Annotated in this window: 24 protein-coding genes; 12 read left to right on the top strand and 12 right to left on the bottom strand. The window is 69.6% G+C overall.

All coding sequences use genetic code 11. The annotated features are described in order from the left end of the window. Positions 1-24: 24 nt before the first annotated feature. From JTJ31_RS10300 to JTJ31_RS10290, 3 genes are read right to left on the bottom strand one after another with little or no spacing between them, the layout of a single operon-like run. Positions 25-1,071 carry a hypothetical protein gene (locus tag JTJ31_RS10300; protein WP_207538551.1) on the bottom strand — a complete coding sequence of 349 codons (1,047 nt, stop codon included), beginning with the start codon at positions 1,069-1,071 and terminating at the stop codon, positions 25-27. Then, on the bottom strand, positions 1,071-2,471 hold the full coding sequence (locus tag JTJ31_RS10295) for a glycosyl hydrolase family 28-related protein (protein ID WP_207538550.1): 1,401 nt from the start codon (positions 2,469-2,471) through the stop codon (positions 1,071-1,073). The genes JTJ31_RS10300 and JTJ31_RS10295 overlap by 1 nt, the downstream gene beginning before the upstream one ends. Positions 2,472-2,517: 46 nt before the next feature. Beyond that, positions 2,518-3,201, bottom strand: coding sequence for a hypothetical protein (locus tag JTJ31_RS10290; RefSeq protein WP_207538549.1), 684 nt, complete (start codon positions 3,199-3,201; stop codon positions 2,518-2,520). Between the two features lie 185 nt (positions 3,202-3,386). Between JTJ31_RS10290 and JTJ31_RS10285 the strand changes: the two genes are divergently transcribed. The 5 genes from JTJ31_RS10285 to JTJ31_RS10265 are packed head-to-tail and all read left to right on the top strand — an operon-like array spanning position 3,387 to position 8,261. After that, entirely contained in the window at positions 3,387-4,472 is a 1,086-nt protein-coding gene (locus JTJ31_RS10285) for an extracellular solute-binding protein (protein WP_207538548.1), read from the top strand. Next, positions 4,469-5,416, top strand: a complete 948-nt coding sequence (locus JTJ31_RS10280) for an ABC transporter ATP-binding protein (protein ID WP_207538547.1) — start codon at positions 4,469-4,471, stop codon at positions 5,414-5,416. The genes JTJ31_RS10285 and JTJ31_RS10280 overlap by 4 nt, the downstream gene beginning before the upstream one ends. Further along, positions 5,380-6,243 (top strand): ABC transporter permease, encoded by an 864-nt coding sequence (locus tag JTJ31_RS10275; RefSeq protein ID WP_236020055.1) that lies wholly within the window; start codon positions 5,380-5,382, stop codon positions 6,241-6,243. The genes JTJ31_RS10280 and JTJ31_RS10275 overlap by 37 nt, the downstream gene beginning before the upstream one ends. Beyond that, positions 6,240-7,013, top strand: a complete 774-nt coding sequence (locus tag JTJ31_RS10270; protein ID WP_207538546.1) for an ABC transporter permease — start codon at positions 6,240-6,242, stop codon at positions 7,011-7,013. The genes JTJ31_RS10275 and JTJ31_RS10270 overlap by 4 nt, the downstream gene beginning before the upstream one ends. Positions 7,014-7,058: 45 nt before the next feature. Then, positions 7,059-8,261: a pyridoxal phosphate-dependent aminotransferase gene (locus JTJ31_RS10265; protein ID WP_207538545.1), complete on the top strand. Its 1,203-nt coding sequence runs from the start codon at positions 7,059-7,061 to the stop codon at positions 8,259-8,261. A 30-nt stretch (positions 8,262-8,291) separates the two neighbouring features. Here JTJ31_RS10265 and JTJ31_RS10260 read toward each other — a convergent pair whose 3' ends face one another. From JTJ31_RS10260 to JTJ31_RS10220, 9 genes are read right to left on the bottom strand one after another with little or no spacing between them, the layout of a single operon-like run. Further along, a complete protein-coding gene (locus tag JTJ31_RS10260) occupies positions 8,292-8,684 on the bottom strand; it encodes a fluoride efflux transporter FluC (RefSeq protein ID WP_236020054.1) in 393 nt (130 codons plus the stop codon). After that, on the bottom strand, positions 8,681-9,067 hold the full coding sequence (crcB, locus tag JTJ31_RS10255; protein ID WP_207538543.1) for a fluoride efflux transporter CrcB: 387 nt from the start codon (positions 9,065-9,067) through the stop codon (positions 8,681-8,683). Before crcB ends, JTJ31_RS10260 begins: the two co-directional genes overlap by 4 nt. 4 nt (positions 9,068-9,071) lie before the next feature. After that, the gene (gene ureG / locus JTJ31_RS10250) at positions 9,072-9,740 is read right to left on the bottom strand and encodes an urease accessory protein UreG (RefSeq protein ID WP_207538542.1); all 669 of its coding nucleotides are present in this window, start codon (positions 9,738-9,740) and stop codon (positions 9,072-9,074) included. Beyond that, positions 9,737-10,453, bottom strand: a complete 717-nt coding sequence (locus tag JTJ31_RS10245) for an urease accessory protein UreF (protein WP_236020053.1) — start codon at positions 10,451-10,453, stop codon at positions 9,737-9,739. Before JTJ31_RS10245 ends, ureG begins: the two co-directional genes overlap by 4 nt. After that, complete coding sequence (locus tag JTJ31_RS10240; protein WP_207538541.1) at positions 10,410-10,946, bottom strand: urease accessory protein UreE; 537 nt, start codon at positions 10,944-10,946, stop codon at positions 10,410-10,412. The genes JTJ31_RS10245 and JTJ31_RS10240 overlap by 44 nt, the downstream gene beginning before the upstream one ends. Continuing rightward, complete coding sequence (ureC, locus tag JTJ31_RS10235; protein WP_207538540.1) at positions 10,946-12,658, bottom strand: urease subunit alpha; 1,713 nt, start codon at positions 12,656-12,658, stop codon at positions 10,946-10,948. Before ureC ends, JTJ31_RS10240 begins: the two co-directional genes overlap by 1 nt. Positions 12,659-12,660: 2 nt before the next feature. Beyond that, complete coding sequence (locus tag JTJ31_RS10230; RefSeq protein ID WP_207538539.1) at positions 12,661-12,966, bottom strand: urease subunit beta; 306 nt, start codon at positions 12,964-12,966, stop codon at positions 12,661-12,663. Beyond that, positions 12,963-13,265 (bottom strand): urease subunit gamma, encoded by a 303-nt coding sequence (locus JTJ31_RS10225; RefSeq protein WP_207538538.1) that lies wholly within the window; start codon positions 13,263-13,265, stop codon positions 12,963-12,965. The genes JTJ31_RS10230 and JTJ31_RS10225 overlap by 4 nt, the downstream gene beginning before the upstream one ends. Positions 13,266-13,288: 23 nt before the next feature. Then, on the bottom strand, positions 13,289-14,119 hold the full coding sequence (locus JTJ31_RS10220; RefSeq protein WP_207538537.1) for an urease accessory protein UreD: 831 nt from the start codon (positions 14,117-14,119) through the stop codon (positions 13,289-13,291). 194 nt (positions 14,120-14,313) lie between these two features. Between JTJ31_RS10220 and urtA the strand changes: the two genes are divergently transcribed. The 7 genes from urtA (at position 14,314) to JTJ31_RS10185 (ending at position 22,669) form a co-directional block, all read left to right on the top strand. Next, positions 14,314-15,543 (top strand): urea ABC transporter substrate-binding protein, encoded by a 1,230-nt coding sequence (urtA, locus tag JTJ31_RS10215; RefSeq protein WP_207538536.1) that lies wholly within the window; start codon positions 14,314-14,316, stop codon positions 15,541-15,543. A gap of 58 nt (positions 15,544-15,601) precedes the next feature. After that, complete coding sequence (urtB, locus tag JTJ31_RS10210; protein ID WP_236020052.1) at positions 15,602-17,128, top strand: urea ABC transporter permease subunit UrtB; 1,527 nt, start codon at positions 15,602-15,604, stop codon at positions 17,126-17,128. Further along, a complete protein-coding gene (gene urtC, locus JTJ31_RS10205; RefSeq protein ID WP_207538535.1) occupies positions 17,125-18,162 on the top strand; it encodes an urea ABC transporter permease subunit UrtC in 1,038 nt (345 codons plus the stop codon). The genes urtB and urtC overlap by 4 nt, the downstream gene beginning before the upstream one ends. Next, positions 18,159-18,896, top strand: a complete 738-nt coding sequence (gene urtD / locus JTJ31_RS10200; protein WP_207538534.1) for an urea ABC transporter ATP-binding protein UrtD — start codon at positions 18,159-18,161, stop codon at positions 18,894-18,896. Before urtC ends, urtD begins: the two co-directional genes overlap by 4 nt. Positions 18,897-18,900: 4 nt before the next feature. After that, positions 18,901-19,593: an urea ABC transporter ATP-binding subunit UrtE gene (gene urtE / locus JTJ31_RS10195; protein ID WP_207538585.1), complete on the top strand. Its 693-nt coding sequence runs from the start codon at positions 18,901-18,903 to the stop codon at positions 19,591-19,593. 185 nt (positions 19,594-19,778) lie between these two features. Then, positions 19,779-21,860: an elongation factor G gene (fusA, locus tag JTJ31_RS10190; protein WP_207538533.1), complete on the top strand. Its 2,082-nt coding sequence runs from the start codon at positions 19,779-19,781 to the stop codon at positions 21,858-21,860. Positions 21,861-21,949: 89 nt separating this feature from the next. Further along, a complete protein-coding gene (locus tag JTJ31_RS10185) occupies positions 21,950-22,669 on the top strand; it encodes a 2-keto-4-pentenoate hydratase (RefSeq protein ID WP_207538532.1) in 720 nt (239 codons plus the stop codon). The last annotated feature ends 5 nt before the right edge of the window (positions 22,670-22,674 follow it).

Genomic DNA, 22,674 nt, shown 5'->3' with positions numbered 1-22,674 from the left:
TCGGTTCTCCTCGAAACAAGCGGTTCAGGACGTCACTTCGACGGCGAGGACGCGGGCGACCCAGCGGATCGTCTTTCCCGCTTCGCCCGTCGCGGTGAGGGCAAGGCCGCCATTCGTGCTGTCGGCGGCGACGGACACACGGAGCCCTGCGGCGGCGGCATCCGCGATGCCGGGGGCGATGGCCGCACCCGAGGCGATCGCCGCATTGCCGGAAGGGCCGGTCGAATAGCCGCCAACATAGGCGGTGTTGATGGTGCCCCGCTTGATGTGCAGGTCTATCTCCCAGCTTGCGCTGTCCCAGGCGCCGCCGGTCCCGCCCGTCTGGAAGCTGCCGACCAGGATCTTGAGCCGGTAACCCCCATTATTCGGGAGGTTGACCGTGTTCGCCGCGCCGGGTGCAGCGCCATCGGCGGTCAGGCGGACCGGCGTCACATCAGTGGTCAGGGCGCGAAGCACGAATTCCCCGGCCTGGCTGTCGCCCTGGATGGCGAAGAAGCCGGAACTCCACGCACCGCGTCCGAGATGGCCCCTGGTGGTGGCTCGGCTGCCGCCTGGCACCCAGCTCTGGTTGCCGCTCGCGGTGTTGCCCGTCCCGCCGGCTATGACGGCGGCGGCACCGCTCGCCACCTGGGAGGCGGCGTTGCGCGATTGCTGCCAGTCCACGGCATTGGCGCCGCGGGTAGCACCGCCCTCCGCGCCGCCATCCGGCGTCTGGGCCAGCAGCGCGCCAGTTCCCTTGGGTGAGAGTGCCAGGGCGACATTGGCGTCCGCCCCTGCCGCCGAGACCCGCGCCGCGCCCCCGCTGATTCCCACCTGGTTCACCGCCCCGGCCGCATGGGCGATCTGCGCCTGCACCCCGCCACCAGTCCGCAGCACGAGCGACCCGGCGCCCTTCGCTTCCAGCGCAAGGCTGAGATTGGCATCGCTGCCGCTGGCCTGGATGGCGACGCCCTGGCCCGCCGCGCTGCCCACCGCGCGCGGGCGGTTCACCGCATCGGCGGGCGTCGTCACCTCGAAGCCATGCACCCCGATGGGGCCGCCCAGTGTAGCCGTCCCGGGGGCAAGGCGCATCACCTCTGCCCCGCCGCCGAGGCAGCGAGGCCACCCGTGCCCGGCTGGAACAGCCCCGTATCGGGCGTGCCGGCCGCAATCCCCGGCGCAGCGGCGGCGCCGGCCGCCATCTGCCCGCCGACCGTGCCGTTGGTACCGCCATTCACCAGCGGCCCGGCATTGGTGGTGCCCTCCAGCAGGGGCGCGGTGGCGAGGATGACCCGGTTCGGCACGCCCGTCGCGGCATGGGCGAGGTGGCACGCCGCTGCGCCGCTGTTGCGCTGGTTGAAGTGGACGACGCGCAGCGAGCCGATGTCGAGCCGGTTGGAATGGCCGTCCACCCGGATCGCATTGTCCTCGCAATCATCCACACGCAACTGGCCGATCTGCACGCGGGAGGAATGGGCGCCGAGCAGGATGCCGACCGAGCCAGGCAAGGTGGCGCCGTTGGCGTTGAACCGCTCGCACTGCACGGAGAGGGAGTCCACCTGGCCATCCGTGCCCGATGCCTCGACCCACAAGCCGTGGCGCACGAAATCGGCATAGGCCTGACAGATGGAGAATTTCTGCGTGAACCCGGCGGCCGAGGAGGAGAAGCGGAACATGGAGCGGTAGCCGAGCACGAAGGACTGGTCCACGAAGACGCCGTCCACGCGCCGGAACACCATCGCGTCGCCGTTGAATTGCTGCCAGCGAACCACGTTGTCGTTCGCCGACCAGAAGGGCCAGAAATGCACCCCGGTGATCCGCGCGACGTCGTAGACCTTGTCCATCTCGATGCCGGTGGAGAAGATCTGCCCGCGGATACGGCGAAAGGCGGCGCGGCCCGAATTCCGGACCAGGAAGCCGCGGTTCACGCCAGACAGCAGCAGATCCTCGAAATCCACGCCGCCGAGGCAGTCCAGCACGCGGAAGAACCACTGATAGGCGGTGGGCTGCCAGCTCGTGTCCTGCGACGCGCCATGCGCCTCCCGCACCGCGAGGTTGCGCACGACGGAGCCGCGCGCGGTGGCGCCGGAGAAGGTGAGGGGGAAGATCGCCGGGTTGGCGCAGGTGAGCCAAGTGCCGTTGCCCGGATTGCCGCCCTCGGTGAAGCCCTGCCCCTCGATGCGGACGGCGTGGCCGCTCACCGTCACCGCCGTGCCGATGCGGTAGGTGCGGGCGCCGAGATGCACGACGCCGCCATTGGGCGAAAGCGCGTTGATCGCGGCTTGCAGCGCCGGGCCATCATCGGCCACGCCGTCGCCCACCGCCCCGAAGTCGCGGATATGCACGCCCCGCTCGCGCAGCACGGCGCCCCGAAGCTGGGAGAGCGTCGCGCGGCGTGTCGCGAGGCTTCCCTGGGTCTGCACCAGCGGCGCGATGTCGGTGTCGGAAAGGCTGTTGGCGGCGGGGAGTTCGCTGATCTTGAGGTCGGGCATGGATCTCCGTCCGGTCGAGGGGAAAGGAAAGGCCAGTCGCGCGTCGTCACTCCTGCAGCAGCGTTCCCCCCTCCTCGATCGCGAGGCGCTCCGCGCCTTCCGTCAGCACAAGGCGCAGGTCGGGCAGGATGGTGAAGGCCGGGCTGGTGGCGGAGACGGCGCCGTCCAGCGTGTCTTCCACGCGGATGCGGTAGCCGGTGCCGACCGGCGGCGTCGGCAGCGTGGCGAGGGCGTAGCCCTGCTCGACATTCACGGTCTGCACCGGAGGGACGACGCGGCCCGCGCTGTCGCGCAGCGTCACCACGACCTGACTGACCGGGCCATGCACCTTCGCCTCGACCGGGATGGAAGTGCCGACCACGATGCCGGCCATGACCGGCGCCAGCACGATGGCCCGCACGACGGCCGAGGCGACCTGGGTGATGCCAAAGGATTGCGCGATGGCGCGGGTGATGGCGATGGGCGTCACCGCGCCGTCCAGCGTCACGCCTGGCCCGGTCGCGGCGTTGGAGCGCACGGACAGCATCGCCATGGCGTCGCCCGATTGCAGCAGCATCAGGTCGCCGACGCGCAGGCGGTTGGAGGCGGGATTGAAGTAGCCCGCCGCCGCCACCTCCGCCTTCAAATCGGGCGAGCGGTAGAGCCAGAGGGTGAGTCGCTGTTCTGCAGCAGCGGAATGAGGGCGGAGGCGGCGAAGGGCATGGACGAGCGTCTCCTGCCGCCGGCGCATGCGCGGGCGGTTGGCTGGAAGCGTATGGAGGGGTGCGGAGGTGCCTGGGCGGTGCGTTGGACGCAGCTTGCCCCTTGGCCCGCCCCTTATGCGCGAACAAAACAGAAACTTTAAGGAGAAATTGGCAAGGTTGCGAGGCGGCGCGCGATCATCCATGAAGTCGTGCCCGCCGGAGGGACACCGCGATGCGCCGCCTTTTCCTCGCCCTGACCCTGATCCTCGCCGCACTGCCGCTGCGGGCGCAGACCGTGCTGAACATCTACAACTGGGCCGACTACATCGACCCCGCCGCGGTGGAGCGCTTCACGCGGGAAACCGGCATCCGCGTGCGCTACGACGTGTACGACACGCTGGAGACGCTGGAGGGCAAGCTCTCCGCCGGGCGTTCCGGCTACGACATCGTGGTGCCGACCAGCGAGCCTTCCTTCAAGCGCCTCCTGCGCGCCGGGGCGCTGCGGCCGCTCGACGTGGCGCGGATCCCGAATGCGCGCGGGCTGGACCCTGCGCTGATGCGCCGCGTCGCCGAGGTTGACCCGGGCAACCGGCACGGCGTGATCTATCTGTGGGGCACGGTGGGGCTGGGCCTGAACCCCGAGCGCATTCGCGCCCTTTGGCCCGAGGCGCCGCTGGATAGCCTCGACCTGCTCATGAATCCCGAGAACATCCGACGCATCGCGCGCTGCGGCGTGGCGATGATGGACAGCGCGGTGGACGTGCTTCCTTCCGTGCTGCGTCATTTGGGCCGCAACCCGGACAGCACGGATTCGGCGGATCTGGAGGCCGCGCAGCGCGCCCTGCTGGCGATCCGCCCGCATCTGCGCTCCATCCCCTCGCCGCCGGCGCTGATCGAGGCGCTGGCCAATGGCGAGATCTGCGCCGCCTTCACCTACTCGGGCGACGTGATCCAGGCGGCAGCACGGGCGCGCGAGGCGCAGCGGCCTTTCACCGTGCAATACGCCGTCCCGCGCGAGGGCGCGCAGCTTTGGTTCGACATGCTGGCAATCCCCGCGGACGCGCCGAATCCGGATGCGGCGCACGCATTCATCGACTTCATCCTGCGCCCCGACGTGATGGCCGGCATCACCCGCCAGGTGCGCTTCGCCAATGCCGTGCCGGAATCCCGCCCCCTGCTGCCCGAGGCGGTGCGCAACGACCCGAGCGTCTTCCCGCCGCCCGAGGTCATCGAGCGCTCCTTCATCGCCGGCACACCGGCCCAAGCGGGGGAGCGGGCGCGGGCGCGGCTCTGGGCACGGTTCAGGGCCGGGCGTTGAGCCTGCTCTCGCTCCAAGGCGTGTCCAAGCGCTTCGGCGCCTCCACGGCGCTGGACGCGCTGAGCCTCGACGTGGGCGAGGGGGAGTTCCTGGCGCTGCTCGGCGGGTCGGGCAGCGGCAAATCCACGCTGCTGCGCGTCGTGGCGGGGTTCGAGCGCCCGGATTCCGGCCGCGTCCTCCTGCGCGGCGCCGACATCACCGCCCTGCCGCCGCAGCGCCGCGACGTGGCGATGATGTTCCAGAGCTATGCGCTTTTCCCGCACATGAGCGTGTTCGAGAACATCGCCTATGGGCTGCGCCGCATGGGCGAGGCGCCGGGGCCTCGCGTCGCGGAGTTGGTGGAGATGCTCGGCCTCGCGGGGCTCGAAGGGCGGCGGCCCCATCAGCTTTCGGGCGGGCAGCAGCAGCGCGTCGCCTTGGCCCGCGCCCTGGCCCGCCGCCCGACCCTCGTGCTGCTGGACGAGCCGCTGGCCGCGCTGGACGCCAATCTCCGCGAGCGCACCGGCTTCGAGCTGCGCGCCATCCAGCGCCGCACCGGCAGCGCCTTCGTCATGGTGACGCATGACCAGGCCGAGGCGCTCTCGCTCGCCGACCGCGTCGCCGTGCTCGATGCGGGCCGCATCGCCCAGGTCGCCCCGCCGCGCGAACTCTACGAGCGACCGGCGACGCGCGAGGTCGCGCGCTTCCTCGGCGCCGCCAACCTGCTGGACGGGCCGGGCGGCGGCTTCGCGCTGCGGCCCGAACGCATCCGCATCGCCCCGGGCGGTCGCCCGGCCCGCGTGGAGGAAGTGGCCTTCCGCGGCGCCGATGTGCTGGTGCTGGCGCGGCTGGAGGGGGGCATGGCGCTTCGCCTCCTCCTCCCCGCCGCCGCCCGCGCTCCGGCGCCGGGCGAGGCAGTGGAACTGCATTGGGAGGCGGACGACCTCGTTCCGCTCGCCGCCTGACCCGCGCCCTGGCCTGGATCTGGCTGGCGCTGCTGGTGGCGCTGCCGCTGGCCGTGGTGGCGATGATGGGCTTCGGCACGGCGCAGCCCGGCATTCCGCCCGTGCGCCTGCCCTGGGGCGCGGAGGGCTGGCAGGGCAGCCCGGAATCCTGGGCGCTGCTGCTGGAGGATGACTACTACCTGGGGGCCGCGCTGCGCTCGCTGCGCCTCGCGGGCATCACGGCGCTGTGCTGCCTCGTGCTGGGCTTCGCCATGGCGCTCGGCATCGCGCGGATGCCCGCCCGGCGGCAGACGCTCTGGCTCGGCCTCGTCCTCGCGCCCTTCCTGTGCGGCTTCGTGCTGCGGATGGCGGCCTGGGTCGGCATGCTGCGTGATTCGGGCTGGGTGAACCGGATGCTCGGTCATCTCGGCATCGAGCCCTTGCAGCTTCTCTACACGGATGCGGCGCTGCTGGCCGGCATGGTGCATTCATACCTTCCCTTCGCCGTGCTGCCGCTCTGGGCGGCGCTGGCCCGGCGCGACCTGGCGCTGGAGGAAGCCGCCTCCGACCTCGGCGCGTCGTCCTTCACGGTGTTCCGCACCGTGACCCTACGGCTCGCCGCCCCGGCCGCTCTCGCCGCCTTTCTGCTCGTCTTCATCCCGGCGATGGGGGAGGTGGTGATCCCTGAACTGCTCGGCGCGCCGGACGCGGTGCTGATGGGCCGCGCCATCTGGGCGGAGTTCTTTCAGACCCGCGACTGGCCGCTCGCCGCCGTGCTGGCCACCGCCCTGCTGGCGCTGCTCGCCCTGCCGCTGGCGGTGCAGCAACGGCTTTCGGTGCGGCGGTGACGCGCGCGCTGCTGGCCCTGGGCGTGGTGTTCCTGTGGGGCCCGGTCGTGCTGCTGGCGCTCTACGCCTTCTCCGCCTCGCGCGAGCCCTTCGAGTGGGGCGGCTTCTCGCTGCGCTGGTTCGCGGCGCTTGCAGGCAATGAGCGCGTGCTGGAAGCGGCCTGGCTGTCGATCCGCATCGCCGCCGCCTCGGCCACGCTGGCGACGCTGGCGGGCGGGGCGCTGGGCTGGGTGCTGGCGCGGCACGGGAAGTTCCGGGGCCGCGCCCTGTTCGGCGCCCTGGCCGGGGCGCCGCTGGTGCTGCCGGAGGTGGTGACCGGCCTCGCCCTGCTGCTGGTTTTCGTGGGGATGCAGGCGCTGCTGGGCTGGCCCGCGCAGCGCGGGGCGGGGACGGTGCTCCTGGCCCATGCCAGCCTTGGCGCGGCCTATGCGGGCGTCCTGATCCAGTCGCGCGTCGCGGCTCTGGACCCGAGGCTGGAGGAGGCGGCGATCGGGCTGGGTGCCTCGCGCCTCACGGTGCTGCGGACCGTCACACTGCCGATGCTGGCGCCGGGTCTCGGCGCCGCCTGGATGCTGGCCTTCGTCCTGTCGCTGGACGACGTGGTGCTGGCCTCCTTCGTTTCGGGGCCGGGTGGGACGACGCTGCCGGTCTACCTGTTCAGCCAGCTGCGCCTCGGCATGACGCCGGAAGCGAATGCGCTGGCGGTCGTCACCCTTGGCATCGCTGGCCTGCTGCTGGCCGGGTTTGCATGGTTCCACAGGCGGGCGTAGGGTCCGCAGCGGTTTTCCGAAGCCTGCCCAAGGACACGGCCCTTCATGCAACTCACCGCCGAGCGGCTTGACCGCATCTCTCCTTCCCAGACCATCCAGATCACCGCCAAGGCGCGGGCGCTGAAGGCGGCCGGGAAGAACGTCATCAGCCTCTCGGTGGGCGAGCCGGATTTCGACACGCCGCAGAACATCAAGGACGCCGCTATCGCCGCCATCCAGCGCGGCGAGACGAAATACACCGACGTCGCCGGCACGATGGAGCTGCGCAAGGCGGTCTGCGCCAAGTTCAAGCGCGACAGCGGCCTGGACTACACGCCGGAGGAGATCATCGTCACCACCGGCGGGAAGCAGGTGATCTTCAACGCGCTGATGGCGACGATCGACAAGGGTGACGAGGCGATCATCCCCGCGCCGTGCTGGGTGTCCTATCCGGACATCGTGCAGCTCGCCGAAGGCAAGCCGGTGATCGTGCCCTGTGGCCAGAACCAGGGCTTCAAGATCACGGCGGAGCAGCTCGAGGCCGCGATCACGCCGCGCACCAAGTGGTTCATCCTGAACAACCCCTGCAATCCGACCGGCGCCGCCTATTCCGCCGAGGAGCTGAAGCCGATCACCGAGGTGCTGCTGCGCCACCCGGATGTGTGGATCTTCACGGACGACATCTACGAGAAGCTGGCCTATGACGGGTTCAAGCCGGCGACGATCGTGCAGGTGGAGCCGCGCCTGAAGGATCGCACCATCACCATGAATGGCTGCTCCAAGGGCTATGCCATGACGGGCTGGCGCATCGGCTTCGCCGGCGCGCCTGTCGCGCTGATCAAGGCGATGGACAAGCTGCAGGGGCAGAGCACCAGCAACACCTCCTCCATCTCCCAGGCGGCGGCGGTCGAGGCGCTGAACGGCCCGCAGGAATCCGTCAACGCGATGAACAGCGTCTTCAAGCGCCGCCGCGACCTGGTGGTGGAGATGCTGAATCAGGCCCCCGGTGTGCGCTGCCACAAGCCCGAGGGCGCCTTCTACGTCTATCCCGACATCCATGGGTGCCTGGGCAAGACCACCGAAGGTGGCGCGCGGATCGAGACGGACGAGGATTTCGTCTCCGCGCTGCTGGAGGAGCAGGGCGTGGCAGCGGTGCACGGCTCCGCCTTCATGTTCCCGGGGCATTTCCGCATCAGCTACGCCACGGACGACGACAGCTTGCGCGAGGCCTGCACGCGCATCCAGCGCTTCTGCGCCGGGCTGAAGTGAGCTTCGGCGGGGCGGCCATGCGCCGCCCCGTCAGCGGCGCCGGTTGAGGCGCTCCGCCATGGCATGCCCGACGCAGGCAGCGCCGATCCACAGAGCGGCCGAAAGGCCGATATGCGCCGCCGCCAGCCCGGTCGAGCCGGCCTGAAGCATCCGAACCGTTTCCAGGCTGAACACCGAGAAGGTGGTAAAGCCGCCGCAGAAGCCAGCCATGACGAAGTGACGCGCATTGGCCGTGGCGGCGAACCGCCCGCCCGGTTCGCTCAGCAGGGCGAAGAAGGCGATCAGCCACGAGCCGACGACGTTCACCGCCAGCGTGCCCCAGGGGAAGGACGGCCCCAGCAAGGCGGCCCCAGCGAGCGAGGCGCCATAGCGCGCCAGCGATCCCAGCGCGCCGCCCGCCGCGACAGCAAGATAGGTGCTCAACGCAACAGGCCGGCGACATGCTGTCCCGCCAGCACCGCCATGAGGCATAGCCCGACCGAGGCGGTGACGTTGGCGAGGGCGCGGGCGTAAGCGCCCATATGGATCAGGGCGAGCGTGTTCAGGCTGAAGGACGAGACCGTCGTGTAGGAGCCGAGCCCGCCGACCACGAGCAACAGCCAGGGCAGCAGCGCTCCCTCCGGCAGATGTGCCGGCGAGAGCAGCAGAGTGGAGAACAGCCCGATCGCGAAGGCGCCCGACACGTTCACTGCGAGCGTGCCCCAGGGAAAGCCTTCGCCCGCGCGGCGCGTTACGGCAGTGATCAGCCAGAACCGCGCGCAGGCCCCTAGTGCGCCGCCGGCCATGACCAGCGCGGCCTCGATCATCCCGTCAGGCCGCGATCCCACCCTGTTGCAGGACGAAATCCGCGATCTCCTTCACCCCTTGCTCGGCCTTGAGGTTGGTGAAGATGAAGGGGCGGCTGCCGCGCATCTTGCGCGCGTCGCGGTCCATCACGCCCAGATCGGCGCCGACCAGCGGCGCGAGGTCGGTCTTGTTGATCACCAGCAGGTCGGAGCGTGTGATGCCCGGCCCGCCCTTGCGCGGGATCTTGTCGCCCGCCGAGACGTCGATGACGTAGATGGTCAGGTCGGCCAGCTCTGGGCTGAAGGTGGCGGCGAGGTTGTCGCCGCCGCTCTCGATGAACAGCACCTCCAGCCCGGGGAAGCGCGCATTCATCTCCGCCACGGCGGCGAGGTTGATGGAGGCGTCCTCGCGGATGGCTGTGTGCGGGCAGCCGCCCGTCTCCACTCCCATGATGCGCTCGGGCGGCAAGGCGCCGGCACGGGTCAGGAACTCCGCGTCCTCGCGCGTGTAGATGTCGTTGGTGATGGCGGCGATGTCGTGCGACGCGCGCAGGTGGCGGCAGAGCCGCTCCACCAGAGCGGTCTTGCCAGAGCCGACAGGGCCGCCGACGCCGACGCGGAAAGGTCCGTTCCCCCCACGCTGGCCGGAGGGCGCAGGCCCGGGAGCCTGAATCGCTGGGTCGGATGTGCTCATGAGCGGAAGAGCCTCGTGTACTGGGTTTCGTGGGCCATGCTGAGCCAGTCGAGCATGGGGGAAGCGGTGGCGGCTTCCTCGGCCGGGGTTTCGAGCGCATGCGCCACCGCCGACTGGATGGCGGGAAGAAGCGCGGCGGTGGCCAGTTGCCCATCCGTCTGCCCCAGCGGCACGAGGCGGACCCCCGCGGAAACCAGATTGGCGGCAAAGCCCGACAGGAAGGCGAAGAGAGCGGCATGCAGCGGGATTCCGTGGAAGCCCGCGGCCGCGCCGAAGGCCGCCGCATGGGCGAGGCGTCCCTTATGCCGTGCCGCGAAGGCGACGAAGCGCGGGTCGGGCCAAGCGGCTTCCGTCACCGATGCGAAGGAGCCGCCCTGTTGCAGCGATTCCAGCGCCAGCTCCGCCGTGCCGCGAAAGGCGGCGGCCAGTTCCGCTGCTTCGTCCAGGGCCGCGTCGTCGCCTGCTTCGGCCCCGCGATGGCAGGCGGCGAGGATCGGCCCATCCACCGCCCCCGCGCCGTCATGCAAGGCGGTCTCGATGTAGCGTACCAGCCCTTCGCGCTTCTCGCACAGCCCATGCTCCACCGCCGCCTCGATGCCGTGGCTGTAGGAGAAGCCGCCCACCGGATAGGCGGGGGAACACCAGGCGAGGAGACGCGACAGTGCGGCGTCAGTGATGGTGGTGGTGATGGCCGTGCCCATGGTCGTGGTCATGCGCGTGATCATGGTCGTGCGCGTGGTGGCCATGCGGGTGGCTGGGTTGGCGGTTATGCTCGCCATAGGCGCCGCCTTCGGGGTTGAACGGCGCCGTCACCTCGCGCAGCCCGGCGCCCAGGCCGCGCAGCATCTCCTCGATCACGTGGTCGCGACGGATCAGGATGCGGGAGCCGTCGATCTCGGCGGGCAGGTGACGGTTCCCCAAATGCCAGGCCAAGCGGGCGAGGCCGATCGCCTCTCCGGCCGTCACCTCCAGCAGGGTCTCCGGCGCGGCCTGGACGGCGACCACGCGCCCATCATCCAGCAGCAGCCCATCGCCCTGGCGCAGCACGGTCGCTTCCGGCAGGTCCAGCAGGAAGGCGAGGCCGCCATCGGCGACGTAGCGCTTCCGGCGGCGGAAGCGGTCGTCGAAGTCGAGCGTCACCGTATCGGCGGGGGTGCCGGCGCCGCCGAAAATGATGCGCGTGGCGCGGGGAAGCGTGTCGGTCATCAGAACAGGAAATACCTCTGGGCCATGGGCAGGACGGAAGCGGGCTCGCAGGTCAGCAGGGCGCCATCGGCGCGCACCTCATAGGTCTCGGGATCCACCTCCACCGCGGGCAGTGCGTCGTTCAGCACCATGTCCTTCTTGCCAATGCCGCCGCGGGTGTTCCGCACCGGCAGCAGGGGGCGCTCCAGCCCCAGCCTTCCGCCAATGCCGCGGTCCAGCGCGGCGGCGGAGGTGAAGGTGACGGCGCTCGCCACCATCGCCTTGCCGAACCCGCCGAACATGGGGCGGTAATGCACCGGCTGCGGCGTGGGGATGGAAGCGTTGGGGTCGCCCATCGGCGCCATGGCGATGGTGCCGCATTTCAGGATCATCTCCGGCTTCACGCCGAAGAAGGCGGGTGACCACAGCACGAGGTCCGCCAGCTTCCCGACCGCGACGCTGCCCACGTGCTCGCTGATGCCCTGCGCGATGGCGGGGTTGATCGTGTACTTGGCGACGTAGCGGCGGACGCGGAAATTGTCGTTGTCGCCCGTTTCCTCCGGCAGGCGGCCGCGCTGCGCCTTCATCTTGTGCGCCGTTTGCCAGGTGCGGATGATCACCTCGCCGACGCGGCCCATCGCCTGGCTGTCGGACGACATCATGGAGATGGCGCCCATGTCGTGCAGGATGTCCTCCGCCGCGATGGTCTCGCGCCGGATGCGGCTTTCGGCGAAGGCGATGTCCTCGGGAATCTTCGGGTCCAGGTGATGGCAGACCATGAGCATGTCCAGGTGCTCGTCCGCCGTGTTCACCGTGTAGGGCATGGTCGGGTTGGTGCTGCTCGGCAGCAGGTTGGGCAGGCCGACGACGCGCAGGATGTCCGGCGCGTGGCCGCCGCCCGCGCCCTCCGTGTGGAAGGCCTGGATGGTGCGGCCGGCGATGGCGCGGATCGTTTCCTCCACGAAGCCGCTCTCGTTCAGCGTGTCGGTGTGGATCGCCACCTGCACGTCGAAGGCATCGGCGACGGAAAGGCACGTGTCGATCGCCTTTGGCGTGGTGCCCCAATCCTCGTGCAGCTTGAAGCCGCAGGCCCCGGCCAGCGCCTGCTCCTCCAGCGCACCGGGCAGGGCGGCGTTGCCCTTGCCGAGGAAGCCCAGGTTCATCGGGAAGCTTTCGGCGGCCTGCAGCATGCGGGCCAAGTGGAACTCGCCCGGCGTGCAGGTGGTGGCGAGGGTGCCGTGGGCCGGGCCGGTGCCGCCACCGAACATGGTGGTGATGCCGCTGGCCAGCGCTTCCTCGATCTGCTGCGGGCAGATGAAGTGGATGTGCGGGTCGATGCCGCCGGCCGTCAGGATCTTGCCTTCACAGGCGATGATCTCCGTGGTCGGACCGATCACGATGTCCACGCCGGGCTGGGTGTCCGGGTTACCGGCCTTGCCGATGGCGGCGATGCGCCCGTCGCGCAGCCCGATATCGGCCTTCCAGATGCCGGCATGGTCCACGATCAGCGCGTTGGTGATCACCGTGTCCATCGCACCTTCGGCGCGGGTTCGCTGCGACTGGCCCATCCCGTCGCGGATCACCTTGCCGCCGCCGAACTTCACCTCCTCGCCATGGGTGGTGAGGTCGCGCTCGACTTCGATGAACAAATCCGTGTCGGCGAGGCGCACGCGGTCGCCCGTGGTCGGGCCATACATGCCGGCATAGGCGTGGCGGGAGATGCGGGTCGGCACGGTCAGATCTTCCCTTCCGTCTCGCCGCGGAAGCCGTGGACGATGCCGGCGCCGCCATAGGGAATCAGGCGCACGCGGCGCGTCTGCCCCGGCTCGAAGCGCGTGGCTGTCCCGGCGGGAATGTCGAGGCGCCGTCCGCGCGCCGCTTCGCGGTCGAAGCGCAGCGCGGGATTGGTTTCCGCGAAATGGTAGTGGCTGCCGACCTGGATGGGGCGGTCGCCGGTATTGGCGACCTCCAGCTCCACCGCGTCGCGCCCGGCATTCAGCTCGATCTCGCCAGGGGCAGGGATGATCTCGCCGGGGATCATCGGATGGGCTGGTGCACGGTGACGAGCTTGGTGCCGTCGGGAAAGGTCGCCTCGACCTGGATCTCGTGGATCATCTCCGCCACGCCCTCCATCACCTGCTCCCGCCGCAGCACCTCACCGCCCGCGCGCATGAGGTCGGCGACGCTGCGCCCGTCGCGCGCCCCCTCCACGACGAAGTCGGTAATGAGGGCGATGGCCTCGGGATGGTTCAGCTTCACGCCGCGTTCCAGCCGCCGGCGCGCCACCTGCGCTGCCATGGCGACCAGCAGCTTGTCCTTCTCGCGAGGGGTCAAATACATGGGCGCATCCTGACCGGGAGCGGTCAGTTCGTCCACAGGCGCGGCAGGGCGCGCGGCTGGCCGAGCATTCCTGCCCGGATCATCGGCAGGATGCCCGCGATGACAGCACGCACCGCGCCCGCCTCGCCAAGGATGCGCGCCAGCACAAAGCCCGGAGCCGGCCTCGTCGCACCGGCGTGACCCCTCTCCGGCAACGCATCGCGGAGCGCTGGCAGCAGGGATTCGGCCTCGGGTCCGGCGAGGAGCAGCGTCGCCATCGCGCCCGCGCCGCCGAAGCCGAGCGGGTCGGCGAGGCGCTCGGGTCCATCGAGGCGCAGCGCCTCCGCCCAGAGCAGGCGGCCGTCGCGCCGCAGGCGCCAGGTGTCGCGCAAATGCAGGCGGCGGATCACCTCGCCGCCGGCGGCGCGGCCGAAGACCAGCATCTCCAGCGCCAGGAGGCGCGAGGTGGAGGAGAGCACGATCTCCGTGCGCCGCTCCAGCGAGGCGCCATCGAACAGGATGGTTTCCTGCGGGATCCACTCCAGTGCAGCGCCGTCTTCCACCTCCAGTCGGTTCTCGATCCGCGTCGCCGGGCCGAGGGAGCGGTAGACCTTCTCCGCCGCAGCCGTGGCCAGGGTCAGGCGCCCACCGGGTCCGAGGGCGAGGGCGACGTGGACCGCATCGCCCCCCGCCAGGCCACCCCCGGTGTTGAGCAGTGCGGCGATGCTGCACTCATCCGGTTCGGGGTCGGGAAGAAGAAGGCGCAAGGGCGCGGATTGCGCCAGCACCACCGGGCGAGCGCCCCCCGGCCCCGCGGTGAAGCGCGCCGTGATGCCGCCATCGGCGCGCTGGTGGCGGAAGGGCAGGGTGGTCACGCTGGGTAGCTTCGCAGAACGGCGCCGCAGCGCAACGCGCCCGTTTCACGGGCTTCTCTCTGACATGTCGCTACGAATCTGGGCAAAGCGGGCGCGGGTGGGCAAATCTGGTCCCGATTCCTGCCTCCGAGCCCGGGCCCAGCCCCCGCAAGATATGGCGAGGCGCCTGGAGTGAGCGCCGGAGGAGAGCAAGCATGAACCTCAGGATCTCACGTCGCGCGGCGCTGCTGGGCCTTGGCGCCCTTCCCCTGTCCGCCCCCGCCTACGCCCAGGGCGCGCCCATCAAGGTCGGCGTGCTGCATTCCCTGTCGGGCACCATGGCGATCAGCGAGACGGCGCTGCGCGACACGGTGCTGATGATGGTGGAATCGCAGAACAGCCAGGGCGGCATCGGCGGCCGCCGGCTGGAGGCGGTGGTGGTGGACCCCGCCTCGAACTGGCCGCTCTTCGCCGAGAAGGCGCGCGAGCTGCTGCAGGTGCATCGCGTGGATGTCAGCTTCGGCTGCTGGACCAGCGTGTCCCGCAAGTCGGTGCTGCCGGTCTATGAGGAGCTGAACGGCCTGCTCTTCTACCCCGTCCAGTATGAGGGCGAGGAGGAGAGCCGCAACATCTTCTACACCGGCGCCGCACCGAACCAGCAGGCCATCCCCGCCGTCGAGTACCTGATGGGGCCGGATGGTGGCGAGGCGAAGCGCATCGTGCTGCTCGGCACGGACTACGTCTATCCGCGCACCACGAACCGCATCCTGCGCGGCTTCCTGAACAGCAAGGGCATCACCAATGCCGACATCATGGAGGAGTACACCCCCTTCGGCCACAGCGACTGGCAGGGCATCGTCGCGCGGGTGAAGCGCTTCGCCGGCGAGGGCAAGAAGACCGCCATCGTCAGCACGATCAACGGCGACGCCAACGTTCCCTTCTACCGGGAGCTGGGCAACCAGGGCATCAAGGCCGAGGACATTCCCTGCGTGGCCTTTTCGGTCGGCGAGGAGGAGCTGGCGGGGATCGACACGCGGCCGCTGGTCGGACACCTCGCGGCCTGGAACTACTTCATGTCCGTGGATTCGCCGGCCAATCGCGACTTCGTCCAGCTCTGGCGCAACTACATCAAGAACCCGCGCCGCGTGACCAACGACCCGATGGAAGCCACGCTGATCGGCTTCAAGATGTGGGCCCAGGCCGTGGCGACGGCCGGCACCACCTCCGTGGATGCCGTCCGCACCGCGATGATCGGCCAGAAGGTCGCCGCGCCCTCGGGCTATGAGAGCGAGATGAAGGCGAACCATCACCTGACCAAGCCGGTGATGATCGGCGAGATCCAGGCGGATGGGCAGTTCAGCATCGTCTCCAAGACGCCCACCGCCATCGCCGCGGAGAACTGGTCGCCCTTCATCCCCGAGAACGCCAACCGCCGCCGCGGCTGAGCAAGCCTTCCGGATGCCGGCATCCCTGGCGTCCGGAGACCCGCATGGGACATCCTCTTTGATTCGCTGGTTCCTTCTCCTTCTGCTGCTCGCGGCCTTGCCGGCGCGGGGGCAGGATTTCGACTCGCTCGTGCCTGGCTTGGCCGGGGGCTTCACGCAGCAGGCCGAGGCGGTGGAGCGCCTGGGTGCGCTGGGCGACCCGCGCGCCCTGCCGCTGCTGCGTGCCCTGTCCGAATCCCGCCTCCTGCGCGCCGAGGGCGGCGTGCGCGTCGCGCCCGATGGTCCGGCGCCTTCGGGGCCGGAGGTGATCCGCATCAACAACCGCGTGCGCGTCGCTTTGCGCGGCGCGCTGGGGCGGTTGCAGCTTGTCTCGCCCGACCCGGCGGAGCGGCTCGCGGCGGCAGACGGGCTGCTGCGTGCCCGTTCGGCCGAGGACATTCCGCTGCTGGAGGCGGCGCTGGCGCGGGAAGCCGTTCCGCGCATTCGCGCCCACATGGAACTGGCGCTGGGCGCCGCGCGGCTCGGCTCGCCTGACCCGGCGGTGCGGCGTGCGGGCATCGCCGCGCTGGGCGGCACCGCCTCTCCGGAAGCGCGGGCCGTGCTGCTGGCGGCGCGCGGCACCGACGAGGCGCTTTCCGCCGATGTGAATGCGGCCGTGGCGGCGATCGACCGGCGCCTCTCCCTGCGTCGCGCGGCCGAGACCGCGTTCCAGGGCCTGTCGCTCGGCTCCGTCCTGCTGCTCGCCGCGCTGGGGCTGGCCGTCACCTTCGGGGTGATGGGCGTCATCAACATGGCGCATGGCGAATTCGTGATGATCGGCGCCTACACCACCGTGGTGGTTCAGGAGGCGCTGCGGGCGAGCCCCACCCTCGCCCCGTGGTCCCTGCCGCTTGCCATCCCCGCCGCCTTCCTGGTGACGGCCGCGATCGGCGCCGCGATGGAGCGGGGTCTGATCCGCCACCTCTATGGCCGCCCGCTCGAAACGCTGCTGCTGACCTTCGGCGTCGGCATGGTGCTGCAGCAGGTGGTGCGCCTGGTCTTTGGCGCGCAGAACCGCGAGGTGATCTCGCCGCCCTGGATGCAGGGCACGTTGACCCTGCCCTTTGACATCACGGTGACGCAGAACCGCGCCTGGATCATCCTCTTCGCGCTTGCGGTGCTGGCCGCCACCTTCGCCGCGATCCGCCTGACCCGCTTCGGGCTGGAGATGCGCGCCGTGGTGCAGAACCGCCGCATCGCTGCGACGATGGGTATCCGCACGGGCCGCGTGGACGCGCTGACCTTTGCCTTCGGCTCCGGCATCGCGGGGTTGGCGGGGGTGGCGCTGTCGCAGATCGACAATGTCTCGCCCAATCTGGGCACGAGCTACATCATCGATAGCTTCATGGTGGTGGTGTTCGGCGGCGTCGGCTCGCTGCTCGGCACGCTGATCGGCGCCTTCACGCTCGGCGTCGTGAACAAGCTGCTGGAACCCTGGGCCGGGGCGGTGCTCGCCAAGGTCGCGGTGCTGGTGGGCATCATGCTGTTCATCCAGCGCCGCCCCAAGGGCCTCTTCGCCCTCAAGGGGAGGGCGGCTGAGTCGTGAGGCGCCTTGTCCTGCCGGGAATCGTGGCGCTGCTGGCGCTGCTTCCCCTGCTAAATCTCCTTCCCGAGGGCAGCCCGTTCCGCGTCTCCGACTTCGTGGTGAGCGTGGCGGGGAAGTGGCTGTGCTACGCCATCCTCGCCCTCGCGCTGGACCTCGCCTGGGGCTATGCGGGCATCCTGTCGCTGGGGCACGGCGCGTTCTTCGCCCTGGGCGGCTATGCGATCGGCATGCACCTGATGCGGCTGATCGGACCCCGCGGCGTGTATGGTCACCCAGTCCTGCCGGATTTCATGGTGTTCCTGGGTTATCAGGAGCTGCCGTGGTTCTGGTGGGGGTTCGGAAACTTTCCCTTCGCCCTGCTGATGGCGCTGCTGGTGCCCGGGCTGCTGGCCTTCGTGGTCGGCTACCTCGCCTTCCGCTCGCGCATCACCGGGGTCTACCTTTCCATCATCACCCAGGCGATGACCTACGCGCTCATGCTCGCCTTCTTCCGCAACGACATGGGGTTCGGTGGCAATAACGGCTTCACCGACTTCAAGGAGCTGCTGGGCATGCCGCTCAACACCCCCTTCGCGCGCTTCGTCCTCTACTTTGCGGCGCTGGTCGCGCTGGTGGGTTGCTTCCTCGTCTCGGCCGCGATGACGCGCACCAAGTTCGGCCGCGTCCTGGCCGCGATCCGCGATGGGGAGAGCCGGGTGCGCTTCCTCGGCTACGACACGCTGCGGCACAAGCTCTTCATCTTCGTGCTCTCGGCGATGATGGCGGGGCTGGCGGGGGCGCTCTACGTGCCCATCGTCGGCATCATCAACCCGGGCGAGTTCTCGCCGGCCAACAGCATCGAGGCGGTGGTCTGGGTCGCCTTCGGCGGGCGGGGCACGCTGGTAGGGGCGGTGCTGGGCGCCTTCTCGGTCAACGCGCTGAAGACCTGGCTGACCTCCTTCGCGCCTGACCTCTGGCTGATCGTGCTGGGCATCCTGTTCATCGCGGTGCCGCTGCTGATGCCGCGCGGCCTGATCGGGATGCTGCGGCGATGAGCGGGGAGGGGCTCTATCTCGACGGCGTCACGGTCGTCTTCGACGGGTTCCGGGCGCTGAACACCCTCTCCCTCCTCGTCGCTCCCGGGGAGTTGCGGGCGGTGATCGGCCCCAACGGCGCCGGCAAGACGACGATGATGGATGTCATCACCGGCAAGACCCGGCCGGCTTCCGGCATCGCCCGCTTCGAGGGGCACGACCTGACCCGGATGGAGGAAAGCGCCATCGCCAATCTCGGCATCGGGCGGAAGTTCCAGAAGCCGACGGTGTTCGACGCCCTGACCGTGTTCGAGAACCTGGAACTCGCCCTGAAGGCGCCGCGCGGCCCGGTCGCCTGCCTGCGCTGGCGGCTGTCCGGTGCGGCGCGCTCTGCCATCGAGGCAACGATGGAGCAGGTCGGCCTCCGTGAGCGTGCCGATGACCCGGCCGGGTTGCTGTCGCACGGGCAGCGGCAGTGGCTGGAGATCGGCATGCTGCTGATGCAGGACCCGAAGCTGCTGCTGGTGGACGAGCCGGTCGCCGGCATGACCGACCACGAGACGGCGGAGACGGCACGCCTCCTGGCCGGGATCGCGGGGGACCGCTCCGTGGTAGTGGTGGAGCACGACCTGGATTTCGTGCGGGCCCTGGGCTGTCGCGTCACCGTGCTGCATGAGGGAACCATGCTTTCGGAAGGCAGCATCGACCATGTCCAGGCCGACCCGCGCGTGGTCGAAGTATATCTGGGACGGTAGGACGATGCTGGAGGTGAAGGACCTGACCCTCTCCTATGGCGCCTCGCTCTGCCTGCGTGGCGTGTCGCTCGCAGTCCGCCCAGGCGAGGTCCATGCGGTGCTCGGGCGCAACGGGGTGGGCAAGTCCTCCCTGCTACGCGCAATCATGGGTCTGGAGCGGATTGGCGGCGGTTCCATCGCGTGGGAAGGCCGCGACATCGCCCGCCTTGGCCCGGCGGACCGGGCGCGGGTGGGGATCGGCTATGTGCCGCAGGGGCGCGAGATCTTTCCCTTCCTGTCGGTGCAGGAGAATTTGGAAACGGCGCTGGCCGCCGCTCCGCGCGGCTCCTCCGTGCCGGGCGAGGTGTTCGACCTCTTCCCCATTCTGCGGCAATTCCTGCGTCGCCGGGGCGGCGACCTTTCGGGCGGGCAGCAGCAGCAACTGGCCATCGCCAGGGCCCTGACCGCCCGGCCGCGCCTCCTGATTCTGGACGAGCCGACGGAGGGCATCCAGCCCAACGTCATCAAGGAAATCGGGCGGGTGATCCGGCACCTGGCGCGGGACCGGGGGTTCGCCGTGGTGCTGGTGGAGCAGTATTTCGACTGGGCGCGGGACCTTGCGGACCAGCTTTCAATCATGGTGCGAGGGCAGGTTGCCCTGTCCGGTCCGACGGCAACGCTGGATCCCAAAGCGGCGCGGCGCCTGCTGACCGTCTGACGCCCGCCCGTCGAACGAGGCAGGGCGGACATGCCCAGCAGGCGGGCCTTGGGTTGCCGGTATCGCTTGCAAATTCCGGTGGGAAGGGGCACATGCCCCGCACAGTTGACGACCTGTTCCTGAATCACGACGGGCAGGCGGTTCCTTAACGGGGGCCGGCCTGCCTTGCCGCATGGAGGCCCACCGTGGCGCGCATCCCTCTCGAGAAGATCCGCAATATCGGCATCACGGCGCATATCGACGCCGGGAAGACGACCACGACGGAGCGAATCCTCTACTACACTGGCAAGTCCCACAAGATCGGCGAGGTGCATGACGGCAACACCACGACCGACTACATGGAGCAGGAGCGGGAGCGGGGCATCACCATCACCTCCGCCGCCGTGACGGCCGAGTGGAACGGTCACCGCATCAACGTCATCGACACCCCGGGCCACATCGACTTCAACATCGAGGTGAACCGTTCGCTGCGCGTGCTCGACGGCGCGGTGTTCATCATCGAGGGCGTGGCCGGGGTGCAGCCGCAGTCCGAGACGAACTGGCGCCTCGCCGACCGCTACAACGTTCCCCGCCTGATCTACGTCAACAAGCTCGACCGCACGGGCGCCGATTTCTATCGCGCCGCCGCCACCCTGACTGAGAAGCTCGGCATCAACTGGGTCGCGCTGCAGCTGCCGATCGGCATCGAGGACGGGCTGAAGGGCATCGTTGACCTCGTCGAGATGAAGGCGCTGATCTGGGAAGGCGACGAGCTGGGCGCCAAGTACCACGAGGCCCCGATCCCTGCCGACCTGGCCGACAAGGCCGCCGAGTACCGCCAGAAGCTGCTCGACACCGCCGTGGGCGTGGATGAGACGGCGATGGAGGAGTATTTCGACAAGGGCGACGTCTCGGTCGAGACGCTGAAGCGCTGCATCAAGAAGGGCACGATCTCCGGCGAGTTCCGCCCGGTGCTCTGCGGCTCCTCCTTCAAGAACAAGGGCGTGCAGCCGCTGCTCGACGCCGTGATCGACTACCTGCCGAGCCCGGTGGACATCGAGGGCATCAAGGTTGCCCCCGAGGAAGGCGAGGACGAGACGGCTGAGCGCCGCGTCATCCCCGCGCGGGAAGACGCGCCCTTCGCCGGCCTGGCCTTCAAGATCATCAACGACAAGTACGGCAATCTGACCTTCGTGCGCGTCTACCGTGGCGTGCTGCGTCAGGGCGACATGGTGCAGAACACCACCAAGGGCCATCGCGAGCGCATCGGCCGCATGTTCCAGATGCACGCTGACAAGCGTGAGGAGATCAAGGAGGTCTTCGCCGGCGACATCGCGGCCTTCGTGGGGCTCAAGGACACCGGCACGGGTGACACCCTCGCCGACTCGTCGGATCCGGTGGTGCTGGAGCGCATGGCCTTCCCGGTGCCTGTCATCGACATCTCGGTCGAGCCGAAGACCAAGGAAGCCGTCGAGAAGATGACGATCGGCCTGCAGAAGCTGGCCGGCGAGGATCCGAGCCTGCGGCTGAAGACCGACCAGGAGACCGGCCAGACCATCCTGTCCGGCATGGGCGAGCTGCACCTCGAGATCATCGTGGACCGCCTGCGCCGCGAATATGGCGTGGACTGCAATATCGGCGCCCCGCAGGTGGCCTATCGCGAGACGATCACCAAGCCGCACACCGAGACCTACACTCACAAGAAGCAGTCGGGTGGCTCGGGCCAGTACGCCGAGGTGAAGATCACCTTCGAGCCTCTGGAACGCAATCAGGGCATCGAGTTCGTGAACGCCGTCGTCGGTGGCGCCGTGCCGAAGGAATACATCCCGGCGGTCGACAAGGGCATCAAGGTCCAGGCCGACACGGGCGTGCTGGCCGGCTTCCCGACGGTGGACTTCAAGTTCACCCTGGTGGACGGCAAGTACCACGACGTCGACTCGTCCGCACTGGCGTTCGAGATCGCCGGCAAGGCCTGCTTCCGCGAAGGCATGAAGAAGGCCGGCCCGGTGATCCTGGAGCCGATCATGGACGTGGAGGTGACCACCCCGCAGGACCATGTCGGTGACGTGGTGGGCGACCTGAACCGCCGCCGCGGCGTGATCCAGTCGCAGGACATGGCCGGGACCTCGGTCATCGTCCGGGCGCACGTGCCGCTGAAGGAGATGTTCGGCTACATCTCCAACCTGCGTGGCATGACGAAGGGGCGCGCCTCCTTCTCCATGCAGTTCCACCACTACGATCCGGTGCCGCGCAACGTGGCGGACGAGATCATGAAGGCGGCTGGCTAAGGCCCGCATCCTTCGGGAGCCAGGGAGGGGCGGTGTCGGAGACGGCACCGCCCCTTTCGCTTGTGCGCCATGGCCGCCATCCTGGCCCTATGGCCGATTCCCGTCTCGCGACCCTGCTTCTCGATGCCTGGAAGGGCGCTGCGCCGGTGCCGGCCGGTACCATCCCGCCAGCCGACCCCCAGGCCGCCTACACGGTGCAATCGGAACTGCTGGCCGCGCTCGGCCCGCGCGGCGGCTGGAAGGTGGGGGCGGCCAACCCGAGCGCCACGCCGCTTTCCGCACCCCTGCCGGCCACCTGCCTGCTTCCTTCCGGCACAGCGTTTGCTGGCGCGATGCGGGGGGTGGAGCTGGAACTGGCGCTGCGCCTCGGCCGCGACGTTCCGGCCTGCGAAGCCCTCCGGCGCTCGGATTTCGACGCGATGCTGCCGGCGATCGAGGTGGTGGAGACGCGGCTGGCGGGCTGGGAACAGGCACCTGCCCTGTTGAAGCTGGCGGATCTGCAAACCCACGGCGCCCTGATCCTGGGTGAACCTATCCCCATTAGCGAGCTGGATTTCGGGGCGCTGGAGGCGGAACTCCGCATGGATGGCGAGGTCGTGGCCTCCACCCGCGGCGCCAACACAGCGGGGAGCCTGGAATGGCTGCTGGACGGCCTGTCGCAACGCCTCGCCGCCCGTGGGGAAGCGCTTCGCCAGGGTGAGATCCTGACCACCGGTTCGCTCACCGGCATGCTCTTCGCGGCGCCGGGCACCCGCGTGCTGGGCCGCCTCGCCGGCATCGGCGAGGTCGCGCTGCGTTTCGAGGGCTGAGCGGG

Source organism: Sabulicella rubraurantiaca (assembly GCF_017355885.1).
GTDB classification, from domain to species: domain Bacteria; phylum Pseudomonadota; class Alphaproteobacteria; order Acetobacterales; family Acetobacteraceae; genus Roseococcus; species Roseococcus rubraurantiacus.
The sequence above is the reverse complement of the archived record's forward strand: the minus strand, read 5'-3'. Positions and strand labels throughout refer to the sequence as shown.